Source organism: Pseudomonas sp. B7(2017), assembly GCF_002112745.1.
GTDB lineage: Bacteria > Pseudomonadota > Gammaproteobacteria > Pseudomonadales > Pseudomonadaceae > Aquipseudomonas > Aquipseudomonas ekonensis.
In genome coordinates this window covers 35,331-48,059 of sequence record NZ_NEIP01000004.1, presented here as the reverse complement: position 1 = coordinate 48,059, position 12,729 = coordinate 35,331, and the positions used below count along the sequence as shown (strand labels likewise).

Genomic DNA, 12,729 nt, shown 5'->3' with positions numbered 1-12,729 from the left:
AGCCTTGGCTGAGTACAGCAGGGTTTGCGCGGATTTCCAGCGGGCGTGAAAAAACCGGCAGGCCCCGTGGTTGGCGGGCTCTGCCGGTTTTTGGCGGGGCGGAATCAAGCGATTCCCTGTGGGGGCGAGCCTGCTCGCGATGGCGGTGTGTCTGACAGCAATGAGGGTGACTGACACACCCTCATCGCGAGCAGGCTTCCTCCCACGGAACCGCAGGGCTGGCGCGGTCAGTCGATGCCGACGAACCCGCCGGTCTGATGGCGCCACAGCCGCGCATACAGGCCGCCATGGGCCAGCAGTTCGGCATGGCTGCCGCTTTCGGCGATCCTGCCGTTCTCCAGCACCACCAGCCGGTCCATCCGGGCGATGGTCGAGAGGCGGTGGGCGATGGCGATCACGGTCTTGCCCTGCATCAGGGTCTCCAGGCTTTCCTGGATCGCCGCCTCGACTTCCGAATCCAGTGCCGAGGTCGCTTCGTCCATGATCAGGATCGGCGCGTCCTTGAGCAGGACGCGGGCGATCGCGATGCGCTGGCGCTGGCCGCCGGACAGCTTGACGCCGCGCTCGCCGACATGGGCGTCGAACCCGGTGCGTCCCTCGGCGTCGGACAGCAGCGGAATGAACTCGTCGGCCCGGGCCTTGTGCACGGCTTCCCAGAGCTCTTCGTCAGTGGCGTCGGGCTTGCCGTAGAGCAGGTTGTCGCGGATCGAGCGGTGCAGCAGCGACGTGTCCTGGGTGATCATGCCGATCCGTGCGCGCAGGCTTTCCTGGCCGACTTCGGCGATGTTCTGGCCGTCGATCAGGATGCGCCCGGCCTCGACGTCGTACAGGCGCAGCAGCAGGTTGACCAGCGTCGACTTGCCCGCGCCGGACGGCCCGATCAGGCCGATCTTCTCGCCGGGCCGGATGGTCAGGTTGAGGTCGCCGATGATGCTTTTCTTCTTGCCGTAGTGGAAATCCACATGCTCGAAGCGCACTTCGCCACGGGCCACGTCCAGCGGCTTGGCCTGGGCCTGGTCGGTGACGCTGACCGGCTGCGCGATGGTCTGCAGGCCGTCCTGCACCATGCCGATGTTTTCGAAGATGCCGGTGACCACCCACATGATCCATCCGGACATGTTGACGATGCGGATCACAAGGCCGGTGGCCAGGGCGATCGCGCCGACCGTGATCAGCGACTGCGTCCACAGCCACAGGGCCAGCGCCGTGGTGCCGACGATCAGCAGGCCGTTCATGGTGGTGATGGCCACGTCCATGCTGGTGACCACGCGGCCGGCCAGCTGGGCTTTTTCGGTCTGCTCCTGGATGGCTTCGCGGGCGTAGTGCTGCTCGAAGTTGGTGTGGGCGAACAGCTTGAGGGTGGCGATGTTGGTGTAGCCGTCGACGATCCGTCCCATCAGCTTGGAGCGCGCGTCGGAGGCCGCCACCGCGCGGTCCTTGACCCTTGGCACGAAGTAGTAGAGCGCGCCGATGTAGGCGGCGATCCACGTCAGCAGCGGGATCATCAGGCGCCAGTCGGCCTCGGCGAACAGCACCAGCGAACTGATCGCGTAGATCACCACGTGCCACAGCGCGTCCACCGCCTGCACGGCGGAGTCGCGCAGCGAGTTGCCGGTCTGCATGATGCGCTGGGCGATGCGGCCGGCGAAGTCGTTCTGGAAGAAGTTCAGGCTCTGCTTGAGCACGTAGCTGTGGTTCTGCCAGCGGATCAGGCTGGTCATGCTCGGGCTCAGGGTCTGGTGCACCAGCATGTCGTGCAGGGCCAGGAACAGCGGGCGCAGGAGCAGCGCCACCACGGCCATCCAGGCCAGCTCAGCGCCGTGGATCTTGAAGAAGTCGACGTTCGGCGTGCCTTGGGCAAGGTCGATGATGCGGCTCAGGTAACTGAACAGCGCCACTTCGATCAGTGCGCCGAACAGGCCGATGATCAGCAGGGCGGCGAAGCTCGGCCAGACCTGCTTCAGGTAATAGGTGTAGAAGGGCAGGACGCGGTTCGGCGGGGCCGCCGTGGGGGCGTCGCGGAAGATGTCGATCAGTTGTTCGAAACGGCGATAGAGCATTGGATAACTCGCCCGGCGTGCGGGCTCTCCTTTTATCGGTGTGAGCGGCGCGCCGTCGGTGGCGGCCGCTCGTCATGCCCTGTACAGCTTAGTCGATGCGCTTGGCCGACTTGATGATCACAGGGTCGACCGGCACGTTCTGCATGCCTTGTTTGGTGGTGGTGCGCGAGTTGACGATGATGTCGACCACGTCCATGCCCTTGACCACTTTGGCGAACACGGCATAGCCGGCGTCGCGGCCCGGATCGAGGAAGGCGTTGTCGGCCACGTTGATGAAGAACTGGCTGGTGGCCGAGTTCGGGTCGGAGGTGCGCGCCATCGACAGGGTGCCGCGCACGTTGTGCAGGCCGTTGCTCGCCTCGTTCTTGATCGGGGCCTTGGTGTCCTTCTGCTGCATTTGCGGGGTGAAGCCGCCGCCCTGGGCCATGAAGCCCGGGATCACGCGGTGGAAGATGGTGTTGGTGTAGAAGCCGCTGTCGACGTACTCAAGGAAGTTCTTGGTGGTGACCGGCGCCTTGACCGGATCCAGCTCGATCTCGATCTGGCCGTTGGAGGTGTCCAGCAGCACGTGCGGCGCCTTGGCCGGGGTGGCCGCCATCAGGTTGGCGGCGAACAGCACGGAGCCGGCGGCGAGGGCGATTTTTTTCAGCATGGGTCAGAGGTCCTGAGGGTGGTTGTCGGCTGCGGCGAGGAACGCCAGCAGCGTTTGATTGAAGCGTTCGGGCTGATCGAGCGGGGTGGCGTGGCGCGAATCGGCGATCACGGCCAGCTGCGCGTCGGGCAGCAGTTTCACATAGGATTCTTTCAGCGAGACGGGGGTGTAGTCCCGGTCGGCGCTGACGACGAGGGTTGGACAGGTGACCTTCGACAGTCGTTCCTGAACGCCCCAGCCGACGATGGCATCGAAGCTGGCGAGATAAGCACGTTTGTCGTTCCTTGCCCAGCGTTCGGCCATCTTCTGTCGCAATTGCGCCTGCTCAGGCTTGGGGAACAGTTTGGCGCCCAGGGCCTTGCCGATGGTGGCCAGGCTCAGCACGCGCATCAGGCTCCAGCGCTTGAACCACTGCCAATAGTCGTTGCGGCTGCGCAGTTTGACCTGCGGGGCGCTGTTGACGATGGTCAGGCTTTTGAGCCGTTGCGGCTGGTCGACGGCGAACTGGAAGCCGATCATCCCGCCCATGGACAGGCCGACGTAGTGCACCGTCTCCAGGTTCAGGTGCTCGATGAGCGCCAGCAGGTCGGCGCTGAAGCCGGCGATGCTGTAGCGCTCCCGGGGTTTGTCCGAGCGGCCGTGGCCGCGCACGTCCGGGACGATCACCCGGTAGTGCGCCGACAGCGCCGGGATCTGCATTTCCCAGTCCAGGGTGCTGGAACCGAGCCCGTGAACCAGCAGCAACGGCGTGCCGTGGCCGTATTCCTCGTAGTGCAGGTTGCAGCCTTCATGCTCGAAATAGGCCATCGGGGGACTCCGTGTCAGGCTTGTTCGGGGGCGGCGAACGGCGCGTCCAGCGGCAACGTGTCGAAGGTGCGCAGCAGTTCGACGAGAATCTGCGAAGCCGGGCCCAGCGGCTTTTCCTTGTTCGAATACAGATAGAAGCTCGGATTGCGGCTGCCGCCCTTGTCCAACGGTAGCAGCTTGAGCACGCCTTCCTTCAGTTCCCGTTCGATCATGTGCCGCGGCAGCCAGGCGAAGCCCAGCCCGCTGCCGACGAACGTCGCGGCGGTGGCCAGGCTGCCGACGGTCCAGCGCTGTTCGGCGCCGAGCCAGCCGACGTCCCGTGGCTGCTGGCGGCCGGAGTCGCGGATCACCACCTGCATCTGGCTCTCCAGGTCCTGGAAGCTCAGTTCGCGGTTGAGGCGGTGCAGCGCATGTTCCGGGTGCGCGACGGCGACGAACTCGACGTCGCTCAATTCCGTGCCCAGGTAGCCGGGAATGCTGAAGCCGGTGATGGCCAGGTCGGCCACGCCTTCGAGCAGCACTTCTTCCACGCCCGACAGCACCTCCTCGCGCAGGCGCACACGGCAGCCGCGGCTTTGCGGCATGAACGCCGTCAGTGCGCGGACCAGGCGGGCGGTGGGGTAGGCAGCGTCCACCACCAGGCGCACTTCTGCTTCCCAGCCTTGCTCCATGTGATGGGCGAGGTCTTCCAGTTGGCTGGCCTGCTTGACCAGTTGCCGCGAACGGCGCAGCAGCACGCCGCCGGCCTCGGTGAGCACGGCCTTGCGCCCGTCGATGCGCAGCAGCGGCACGCCGAGCTGGTCCTGCATGCGCGCGACGGTGTAGCTCACCGACGACTGCGAACGGTGCAGGGCCTCGGCGGCCTGGGCGAATCCGCCGTGGTCGACCACGGCCTGCAACGTGCGCCATTGATCAAGGGTCACGCGGGGCGCTTTCATCGATAGCTCCTCTTGTCCTAAGCTGGCCGTCCCCATTGGAGACTGCCGAATGAAAAAATTCTGTTGTGTGTTGCTGGCGCTGCTGCCGCTGACGGCGTTTGCGTACCCGATCGAGGTGGAAAAGAACCTCAACGGCCTGAAGATCGACTACAACACCTTCGACACCGACAACGACATCGGCTCCATTCAGGTGAACAACTACGGCGACGTCGACGCGGCCTGCAAGGTGCGCTTTATCAACGGCCCGGAAGCGCCGCGCACCCGCAACATCGACGTGGCCGCCGGCAAGCACAAGAACGCCACGGCCAAGTTCAACCGCACCATCATCAAGCTGCGCATCAATTTGAGCTGCACCCCGAAGTAACGCCGGTTCTTCTTTGCGGGAGCTTCCCTGAAGGAAGTTCCCCTGAGAAAGCTCCCCCTTGCGGGAGCTTATAAACGAATTTATCGATGCATTACAGCAGATATTTGCGCTTTTTCATCGATGCGGCACTGCTTAAGCTTCACTCCATCGACTTACAACATTCTCGGATGGAGGCTACACACCATGTCCCGCGTTCTGATCATCGAAAGCAGTGCCCGCCAGCAAGACTCGGTTTCCCGTCAACTGACCCAGACCTTCATCAACCAGTGGAAATCCGCGCACCCCAACGATCAGATCACCGTGCGCGACCTCGCCGTGAACCCGGTGCCGCACCTGGACAGCAACCTGCTGGGCGGCTGGATGAAACCCGCCGATCAGCGCAGTGACAGCGAACAGGCTTCGCTGGAGCGCTCGAACGCGCTGACCGACGAACTGCTGGCCGCCGACGTGCTGGTGATGGCTGCGCCGATGTACAACTTCGCGATCCCGAGCACCCTCAAGGCCTGGCTCGACCACGTGCTGCGCGCCGGCGTGACCTTCAAATACACCGAAAGCGGCCCCCAGGGCCTGCTCAGCGGCAAGCGCGCCTTCGTCCTGACCGCCCGCGGCGGCGTCTACGCCGGCGGCCCTGCCGACCACCAGGAACCGTACCTGCGCCAGGTGATGGGCTTCATCGGCATCCACGACGTGACCTTCATCCACGCCGAAGGCATGAACCTGGGCGGCGACTTCCAGGAGAAGGGCCTGAACCAGGCCAACGCCAAACTGGCCCAGGTCGCCTGAGCCGTTAATCGCCGGATAATCCCCGGATGGTCTATTGATCCGGCGCAACCCTTCAAGGCTCCACGCGCATCGAACCTCCCTTTGCACTTGTGCTCCTGAGTGCTGTAGCCCGATTGAACGCTTTAGCGAGATCGGGCTTTTTTTTGCCTGCGGTTTTTGCGCTGCGCGGGCGGACGCCATCGCCAGCAGGCTGGCTCCCACAGGGATCCCGGTCGTCCGCAGCATCCCTGTACACCACAGAACCCTGTGGGAGCTGGCTTGCCAGCGATGAGGCCGGCACAGTCGACATCCCTGCTGCCTGACCCACCGCCATCGCTGGCAAGCCAGCTCCCACAGGTATCGCCGGTGTCCGCAAGATCCCGGAACACCACAAACCTGTGGGAGATTGCCTGCAAGCGATGAGGCCGGAGCAGACGCCATCATCAGCAGGTTCCCACAAGGTTTTGTGCGGGTTCGGGATTCGCGGCCCGGGGCAAAAACCGCTATCGTCGCCGCCATCCGAAATCGAGGCGAGCATGGGCTATCTACTTTTTGTCACGCTGATCCAGGCGTTTTCCTTCAATCTGATCGGCGAATACCTGGCCGGTCATGTCGACAGCTACTTCGCAGTGCTGGTGCGGGTGCTGCTGGCCGGGCTGGTGTTCATCCCGCTGACCCGCTGGCGTTCGGTGGCGCCGGCGTTCATGCGCGGCATGCTGCTGATCGGCGCGCTGCAGTTCGGCATCACCTACGTGTGCCTGTACCTGAGCTTTCGCGTGCTGACGGTGCCGGAGGTGCTGCTGTTCACCATCCTCACGCCGCTGCACGTGACCCTGATCGAAGACGCCCTGAACCGGCGCTTCAACCCCTGGGCGCTGATCGCGGCGCTGGTGGCGGTGGCCGGTGCGGCGGTGATCCGCTTCGACCGGATCAATCCGGACTTCTTCATGGGCTTTTTGCTGCTGCAACTGGCCAACTTCACCTATGCCGCCGGCCAGGTGCTGTACAAGCACCTGGTGGCGAAACACCCCAGCGACCTGCCGCACTATCGGCGCTTCGGCTTCTTCTACTTAGGCGCGCTGGCGGTGGTGCTGCCGGCGTTCCTGCTGTTCGGCAAAGCCGACTTCCTGCCCGAAGCGCCGCTGCAATGGGGCGTGCTGGTGTTCCTGGGCCTGGTCGCGACCGCGCTGGGGCTGTACTGGTGGAACAAGGGCGCCTGCCTGGTCAACGGCGGCACCCTGGCGGTGATGAACAACCTGCATGTGCCGGTGGGGTTGCTGCTGAACCTGCTGATCTGGAACCGGCACGAGGACCTGGGCCGCCTGTTCCTCGGTGGCGCGGTGATCCTGGGGGCGGTGTGGATCAGCCGGTTGGGCGTGCGCAGGCCGCTGGTCGCACACTGACGCTTCCCTGTAGGGGCGAGCCTGCTCGCGATGGCGGACGGTCAGTCGATGAGGGGCTGACCGACAGGCTGCAATCGCGAGCAGGCTCGCTCCCGCCCGTGTAAGGGGTCACATCACGTGCTTGTCGGCCTCGGGAAGGCTGGCCGAACCCAGCACCGCCGGCAGCAACCCCGCCCGCAGATCCCCGCCGCTCGGCTGCTGGTACAGGCTCAACCCGAACTCCGGCATCACCGCCAGCAGGTAATCGAAAATGTCCCCCTGGATCCGCTCGTAGTCGGCCCACACGGTGGTGCGGGTGAAGCAGTAGATCTCCAGCGGAATGCCGTGGGCGGTGGTCTGCATCTGGCGCACCATGCAGGTCATGTTCGGCTGCACCTCCGCATGGCTCTTCAGGTAGGCCAGCGCGTAGGCGCGGAAGGTGCCGATGTTGGTCATGCGCCGGCGGTTGGCCGACATCGCGACGTTGCCCTGGGCTTCGTTCCAGGCCTTGAGCTCGGCTTTCTTGCGGGTCATGTAGTCGGTCAGCAGGTGCACCTGGGCCAGCTTCGCCTCTTCGTCGTCACGGATGAAGCGCACGCCGCTGGCGTCGATGAACAGGCTGCGCTTGATCCGCCGTCCGCCGGACTGCTGCATGCCGCGCCAGTTGCGAAACGACTCGGACATCAGGCGCCAGGTCGGGATCGAGACGATGGTCTTGTCGAAGTTCTGCACCTTGACCGTGTGCAGGGTGATGTCCACCACATCGCCGTCGGCGCCGACCTGGGGCATTTCGATCCAGTCGCCGACCCGCAGCATGTCGTTGCTGGTCAGTTGCACGCTGGCCACGAACGACAGCAGGGTGTCCTTGTAGACCAACAGGATCACCGCCGACATCGCACCCAGGCCGGACAGCAGCAACAGCGGCGAACGGTCGATCAGGGTGGCGACGATGATGATCGCGCCGAACACGTACAAGACCATTTTCGCCAGTTGCACATAGCCCTTGATCGAGCGGGTGCGGGCGTGTTCGGTGCGCGCGTAGATGTCCAGCAGCGCGTTGAGCAGGGCGCTGACCGCCAGCATCAGGAACAGGATGGTGAACGCCAGGGCGACGTTGCCCAGGAACACCGTCGCGGTCTTGCTCAGTTCCGGTACCAGGTGCAGGCCGAACTGGATCACCAGCGACGGTGTCATCTGGGCCAGGCGCTGGAACACCTTGTTGTGGCGGAAATCGTTGATCCAGTGCAGCGCCGGCTGGCGCCCGAGCATGCGGCTGGCGTGCAGGATCAGGTAGCGCGCCACCCGGCCGAGCACCAGAGCGATCACCAGCAGCAGCACCAGGGCCAGGCCGGCGTGCAGGATCGGGTGCTGTTCGAGGGTGCCGAAGAGGTCTTGGGCGTTGAGCCAGAGCTGTTTGAAATCCATGGGTGGGGCGATTCTTCTGTGGGACGCGAGGGACGATTAGAGCATTCAAGACGCTGTGTATTACCGTTGGAGACAAATCAGGCAACAAAAAAGCCACTGTTTGCCACCGTTTGTACAAAGAAACTCGGCCTGAGCGCTCGAAACCGGTAACCTATGCAGCTGTTTTTTGCCCATCTTCGAGGTCGCCCCCGTGTTTTCCCAATTCGCCCTGCACGAACGTTTGCTCAAAGCCGTGGACGAGCTGAAATTTGTCGAGCCAACGCCTGTGCAAGCCGCGGCCATTCCGCTGGCGCTCCAGGGGCGTGACCTGCGGGTGACGGCGCAGACCGGCAGCGGCAAGACCGCCGCGTTCGTCCTGCCGATCCTCAACCGCCTGATCGGCCCGGCCAAGATCCGCGTCAGCATCAAGACCGTGATCCTGCTGCCGACCCGCGAACTGGCCCAGCAGACGCTGAAGGAAGTCGAGCGCTTCTCGCAGTTCACCTTCATCAAGTCCGGCCTGATCACCGGCGGCGAAGACTTCAAGGTGCAGGCCGCGATGCTGCGCAAGGTGCCGGACATCCTGATCGGCACCCCGGGTCGCCTGATCGAGCACCTGAACGCCGGCAACCTGGACCTCAAGGAAATCGAAGTGCTGGTGCTGGACGAGGCCGACCGCATGCTCGACATGGGCTTTGCCGACGACGTGCAGCGCCTGGTCAACGAATGCCCCGAGCAGCGCCAGACCCTGCTGTTCTCCGCCACCACCGGCGGTTCGGGCCTGCGCGAGATGGTCGCCAAGGTGCTGAAGAACCCTGAGCACCTGCAGCTCAACGCGGTCAGCCAACTGAACGAAACCACCCGTCAGCAGATCATCACCGCCGACCACAACCAGCATAAAGAGCAGATCGTCAACTGGCTGCTGGCAAACGAGACCTACGCCAAGGCCATCATCTTCACCAACACCCGGGTCATGGCCGACCGCATCTACGGCCGCCTCGTCGCCCAAGACTACAAAGCGTTCGTGCTGCACGGCGAGAAGGACCAGAAGGACCGCAAACTGGCGATCGACCGCCTCAAGCAGGGCAGCGTCAAGATCCTGGTGGCCACCGACGTGGCGGCCCGTGGCCTGGACGTCGACGGCCTGGACCTGGTGATCAACTTCGACATGCCGCGCAGCGGCGACGAATACGTGCACCGCATCGGCCGCACCGGCCGCGCCGGCGCCGAAGGCCTGGCGATCTCGCTGATTTGCCACGGCGACTGGAACCTGATGTCGAGCATCGAGCGCTACCTCAAGCAGAGCTTCGAGCGCCGCACCATCAAGGAAGTCAAAGGCACCTACGCAGGTCCGAAAAAGGTCAAGGCGTCGGGCAAGGCCGCCGGCACCAAGAAGAAAAAGACCGACAGCAAGGGCGACAAGAAAAAAGCCGCCGCCAAGGCGCCGAACAAGCGCAAGACCGTCAACCGGCCGAAGTCGGATTCGCTGGTGAGCAGCGACGGTCTGGCCCCGCTCAAGCGCCGCAAGCCAGCGCCTGCGGCTGAGTGAGCCACCGCGCATAGCCAATGAAAAACCCGGACAGCGTCCGGGTTTTTTTATGCCCGCCGCGGGTCAGCCTCCCAACAGCCCGGTGGTGTCCGCATCATAGTGCTGCCGCGCCTGATCGGCCGCGGGCTTGAGCCGCGCCAGCAGGGCGGCGGCGTCGTACACCTGGGCGGTCGCCAGGGTTTTGGGCGTCGGCGCGATCGGGATCAGCACGTCCTCACCGCTGCCGTGCAGCCAGATCGCCACAACGCTCAGGGCCGACACGAACAGCACCCGCAGTTCGACGGTCTTGCCCTGCAACTGCGCAGACTGCTCCGCCAGTTTCAACGCATCGACCGTGGCGGCCGCCAGGTTGCCGTGGTTCAGCGACGCGAACTCGACATGGCCGCGCACGTCGGCCAACTGCGCATCGGCAATCGATACGCCATCGGCGAACACCAGGTAATGCCAGTTGCCGAGCCTGGCGTCCTTCAGTCCCTTGCCTTGGCTCAGGTCTTCCAGGCTCAGCGAGTAGCCGCGATAGGCCTCGCTGAGGCTGATCCGGCCCGCCGCGGCATTGGCGAACTGGCGGTTGACGCCGAAACCCTGGGTCTGCAACGCGGCCTGCAAGGCCGGGCGCAGGGTCTGCACGCCGTTGGAAGGCGCTTTCGGATAAGTCAGTTGCATGTCGAGGCCCTCCTAGTTTTTGGCCGTGAAGTAAGTGTGGGTCCAGTTGCCGCCGCCGTTGTAGGAACCGGGGAACGTGTTCAGCGCGCGGGTCGAGTAGCCGTAGATGGAATCCGCGACCAGCACATAGTTGCCGTTGGTGCCGTAGATCGTCAGGAAATGCGCACCGCCGCCGTACCAGGCGCAGCGCAGGCACACGGGACGGCCCATGTTGATCTGGTTCTGGATGGCCGCCATCTGCAGCGAGCCCTGGTTCATGCCGTTGTAGCTGCGGGTGATCCGCAGCGCCGTGTCCAGGTAGCCGTAGATGTTGCACGGCCCCGGCTGGTTGCAGCAGTTGCGGTCCAGCGCGGTGCTGGCCACGGCGCACTGGGTCCAGGAACCGGTGCCGTAGTAGTTGCCGACCGACGCGGACGCGGCGGCCCAGCACCAGTTGGTCTGGGTCTGCTGCTGCACGGTGAAGTTCAGGCTGGCGGCGAGCGGTGCCGCGAGGGCCGCCGCTTCGACCTCCTCCAGCTGCGGGTCGAGCAGACGGCCGGCCAGGCACCTTGGCAGTGCGTCGGCGTGGCGTGATGGGGTTTCTGTGTTCAACATCGTTCAATCCTCCATGAGTGAAGACAAGCCTCCGGCTTGCGTAGGCGTTGCGTTGTCGCAGAGCCCTCCGGCGCACGAGAGGTGCCATGTCTGATGGCAGGTTCCGGTGACGGGCTCAACGTAACCATAGGATGGATATGCGTTAATGCAAGAAAATAATTGCATTAATGCAAATTCGAGGGCTGCGGACGACGACCGGCTGCCGTGTCCGAAGGGGCGCGAGGTGTTTGCAGGCGACGACGGCGGGTCAGCCCTCAGCCTTTTTCTCGGCGGTGTTCAGTTCCTTCAGGCGTTGATCGATCAACTGGCACTTGTCCGGCAGGTCGGCGCTGGCGGTGCCCAGGTCCATCTTCTGCAACTCGTCGTTGATTTCCTTGGCCTTGGCCGGGTTCTGTTCGGTGAGCCGGGTGACTTGGCGGGCCAGCTCTTCGCGTTTGGCGGTGGCTTCTTCAGGGGTGCAGGCCCAGGCGGGCAGGGCGCAGGCGAGGGTGGCGGCGAGGGTCAGTTTGAGCAGGGTTTTCATCGGTCAGGCCTCACGTGGCGGTCAAGGCGGGTTAACCGGTTGAGGCGCCGTCGATGCTGAAAGTTCATTCGCATCGGCCGCCGATTGACCGTCATCGGGGCTTCACCTAGCATGCGCCACTATTTTGATATCTTTCGCGATCCAAAGGACTGCACATGCTGCATAGAGTCGTCACGGCAGGGCTGCTGCTGGCGCTGACCGGTTGCACCAACATCAAGGTCGAGCCGGTCGCGCCTCAATACAAGATCACGAAACTGTGCATCGAAGAGAACCCGCAAGTGGTGGTGGGCGATTTCGTCGCCGGGATGCAGAACCTGCTGCGCCGCCATTCGATCGACAGTCAGCTCTACGCCGCGCCCGTTCCGGCCAGTTGCGAATACCGCATGAGCTACACCGCGATCCGTTCGTGGGACTTGTCCATGTACCTGTCAGATGCCAGCGTCCGGCTCTACAAGGGCGACCAACAGATCGGCTTCGCCCATTACTACCTGACCAATCAAGGTGGTTTCGACCTGTCGAAACTCGCTACCGTGGAAGAAAAGATGGGGCCGGTGCTCAATCAACTGCTGGGGCAAAACCAATGAACGGCTTCATCAAAGGTCTTTCGGCACTGCTGCTGATGACGGTGTTGACCGCTTGCGGCCACAACAAACCTTCAAAGCCTTATTTCGACCCGCCCCCGCCGCCCCAAGGCAAGGCGCTGGTCTACATGATGCGCACCCAGGTCCTGCAAGGCAGCCTGTACGACAGCGTGTTCAGCATCAACGACAGCGCCGTCGTCGCCCTCAACGACCGCAACTACTCCTGGGTATACGTGAGCCCGGGCCTGCACAAGGTTTCTGCCGGCCAGCAACCGAACCCACGCAATGTGCGCCTGACCTTGCCGGTCGAAGCGGGCAAGGAGTACTTCGTCGAATACACGCAAGAGCGCTCGATGGAATTCATCCGGGTGCGCAAGGCTGAAGAAGGCAAAGCCATGGTGCGTGGTTATGGGTATTTGCCGGTCGAGTGATGCGGCGGCTTAGTGGAGC

The 12,729-nt window shown here is 63.9% G+C and carries 14 protein-coding genes; 6 read left to right on the top strand and 8 right to left on the bottom strand.

Annotated elements, in window-relative coordinates; all coding sequences use genetic code 11:
- Window positions 1-227: 227 nt before the first annotated feature.
- From CAG29_RS09240 to CAG29_RS09225, 4 genes are all read right to left on the bottom strand, one after another.
- Complete coding sequence (locus CAG29_RS09240; protein ID WP_085585013.1) at window positions 228-2,060, bottom strand: ABC transporter ATP-binding protein; 1,833 nt, start codon at window positions 2,058-2,060, stop codon at window positions 228-230.
- An 88-nt stretch (window positions 2,061-2,148) separates the two neighbouring features.
- Window positions 2,149-2,712, bottom strand: coding sequence for a peptidylprolyl isomerase (locus CAG29_RS09235; protein ID WP_085585010.1), 564 nt, complete (start codon window positions 2,710-2,712; stop codon window positions 2,149-2,151).
- A gap of 3 nt (window positions 2,713-2,715) precedes the next feature.
- Window positions 2,716-3,519, bottom strand: a complete 804-nt coding sequence (locus CAG29_RS09230) for an alpha/beta fold hydrolase (RefSeq protein ID WP_085633055.1) — start codon at window positions 3,517-3,519, stop codon at window positions 2,716-2,718.
- Between the two features lie 14 nt (window positions 3,520-3,533).
- A complete protein-coding gene (locus CAG29_RS09225; protein WP_085585006.1) occupies window positions 3,534-4,457 on the bottom strand; it encodes a LysR family transcriptional regulator in 924 nt (307 codons plus the stop codon).
- Window positions 4,458-4,506: 49 nt separating this feature from the next.
- On the opposite strand from CAG29_RS09225, the gene CAG29_RS09220 reads away from it, so the two are divergent.
- The 3 genes from CAG29_RS09220 to CAG29_RS09210 all read left to right on the top strand — a co-directional run bounded on the left by CAG29_RS09220 (window position 4,507) and on the right by CAG29_RS09210 (window position 6,986).
- Window positions 4,507-4,821: a 3-phosphoglycerate kinase gene (locus CAG29_RS09220; protein WP_085585004.1), complete on the top strand. Its 315-nt coding sequence runs from the start codon at window positions 4,507-4,509 to the stop codon at window positions 4,819-4,821.
- 183 nt (window positions 4,822-5,004) lie between these two features.
- Window positions 5,005-5,604, top strand: a complete 600-nt coding sequence (locus CAG29_RS09215) for an FMN-dependent NADH-azoreductase (protein ID WP_085633059.1) — start codon at window positions 5,005-5,007, stop codon at window positions 5,602-5,604.
- A 515-nt stretch (window positions 5,605-6,119) separates the two neighbouring features.
- On the top strand, window positions 6,120-6,986 hold the full coding sequence (locus tag CAG29_RS09210; RefSeq protein WP_085633061.1) for a carboxylate/amino acid/amine transporter: 867 nt from the start codon (window positions 6,120-6,122) through the stop codon (window positions 6,984-6,986).
- Between the two features lie 108 nt (window positions 6,987-7,094).
- On the opposite strand, the gene CAG29_RS09205 is transcribed toward CAG29_RS09210, so the two are convergent.
- Window positions 7,095-8,390: a mechanosensitive ion channel family protein gene (locus CAG29_RS09205; RefSeq protein ID WP_085694301.1), complete on the bottom strand. Its 1,296-nt coding sequence runs from the start codon at window positions 8,388-8,390 to the stop codon at window positions 7,095-7,097.
- 190 nt (window positions 8,391-8,580) lie between these two features.
- Here CAG29_RS09205 and CAG29_RS09200 point away from each other — a divergent pair, with 190 nt between their 5' ends.
- Entirely contained in the window at window positions 8,581-9,918 is a 1,338-nt protein-coding gene (locus CAG29_RS09200) for a DEAD/DEAH box helicase (RefSeq protein ID WP_085656177.1), read from the top strand.
- 63 nt (window positions 9,919-9,981) lie between these two features.
- Here CAG29_RS09200 and CAG29_RS09195 read toward each other — a convergent pair whose 3' ends face one another.
- From CAG29_RS09195 to CAG29_RS09185, 3 genes are all read right to left on the bottom strand, one after another.
- On the bottom strand, window positions 9,982-10,581 hold the full coding sequence (locus CAG29_RS09195) for a hypothetical protein (protein WP_085656163.1): 600 nt from the start codon (window positions 10,579-10,581) through the stop codon (window positions 9,982-9,984).
- A 12-nt stretch (window positions 10,582-10,593) separates the two neighbouring features.
- Window positions 10,594-11,175, bottom strand: a complete 582-nt coding sequence (locus CAG29_RS09190) for a C39 family peptidase (RefSeq protein WP_085584993.1) — start codon at window positions 11,173-11,175, stop codon at window positions 10,594-10,596.
- Between the two features lie 247 nt (window positions 11,176-11,422).
- Window positions 11,423-11,698 (bottom strand): hypothetical protein, encoded by a 276-nt coding sequence (locus tag CAG29_RS09185; protein WP_085584991.1) that lies wholly within the window; start codon window positions 11,696-11,698, stop codon window positions 11,423-11,425.
- Window positions 11,699-11,853: 155 nt separating this feature from the next.
- Between CAG29_RS09185 and CAG29_RS09180 the strand changes: the two genes are divergently transcribed.
- Both CAG29_RS09180 and CAG29_RS09175 read left to right on the top strand, forming a co-directional pair.
- Window positions 11,854-12,282, top strand: coding sequence for an Sbal_3080 family lipoprotein (locus tag CAG29_RS09180; protein WP_085637161.1), 429 nt, complete (start codon window positions 11,854-11,856; stop codon window positions 12,280-12,282).
- Window positions 12,279-12,710, top strand: a complete 432-nt coding sequence (locus CAG29_RS09175; protein WP_256576716.1) for a DUF2846 domain-containing protein — start codon at window positions 12,279-12,281, stop codon at window positions 12,708-12,710. Before CAG29_RS09180 ends, CAG29_RS09175 begins: the two co-directional genes overlap by 4 nt.
- Window positions 12,711-12,729 lie beyond the last annotated feature (19 nt).

Bases quoted from the DNA above. Each gene is read 5' to 3' on its own strand.
- CAG29_RS09240 (WP_085585013.1), bottom strand. From the start codon at position 2,060: ATGCTCTATCGCCGTTTCGAACAACTGATCGACATCTTCCGCGACGCC.
- CAG29_RS09235 (WP_085585010.1), bottom strand. From the start codon at position 2,712: ATGCTGAAAAAAATCGCCCTCGCCGCCGGCTCCGTGCTGTTCGCCGCC.
- CAG29_RS09230 (WP_085633055.1), bottom strand. From the start codon at position 3,519: ATGGCCTATTTCGAGCATGAAGGCTGCAACCTGCACTACGAGGAATAC.
- CAG29_RS09225 (WP_085585006.1), bottom strand. From the start codon at position 4,457: ATGAAAGCGCCCCGCGTGACCCTTGATCAATGGCGCACGTTGCAGGCC.
- CAG29_RS09220 (WP_085585004.1), top strand. From the start codon at position 4,507: ATGAAAAAATTCTGTTGTGTGTTGCTGGCGCTGCTGCCGCTGACGGCG.
- CAG29_RS09215 (WP_085633059.1), top strand. From the start codon at position 5,005: ATGTCCCGCGTTCTGATCATCGAAAGCAGTGCCCGCCAGCAAGACTCG.
- CAG29_RS09210 (WP_085633061.1), top strand. From the start codon at position 6,120: ATGGGCTATCTACTTTTTGTCACGCTGATCCAGGCGTTTTCCTTCAAT.
- CAG29_RS09205 (WP_085694301.1), bottom strand. From the start codon at position 8,390: ATGGATTTCAAACAGCTCTGGCTCAACGCCCAAGACCTCTTCGGCACC.
- CAG29_RS09195 (WP_085656163.1), bottom strand. From the start codon at position 10,581: ATGCAACTGACTTATCCGAAAGCGCCTTCCAACGGCGTGCAGACCCTG.
- CAG29_RS09190 (WP_085584993.1), bottom strand. From the start codon at position 11,175: ATGTTGAACACAGAAACCCCATCACGCCACGCCGACGCACTGCCAAGG.
- CAG29_RS09185 (WP_085584991.1), bottom strand. From the start codon at position 11,698: ATGAAAACCCTGCTCAAACTGACCCTCGCCGCCACCCTCGCCTGCGCC.
- CAG29_RS09180 (WP_085637161.1), top strand. From the start codon at position 11,854: ATGCTGCATAGAGTCGTCACGGCAGGGCTGCTGCTGGCGCTGACCGGT.
- CAG29_RS09175 (WP_256576716.1), top strand. From the start codon at position 12,279: ATGAACGGCTTCATCAAAGGTCTTTCGGCACTGCTGCTGATGACGGTG.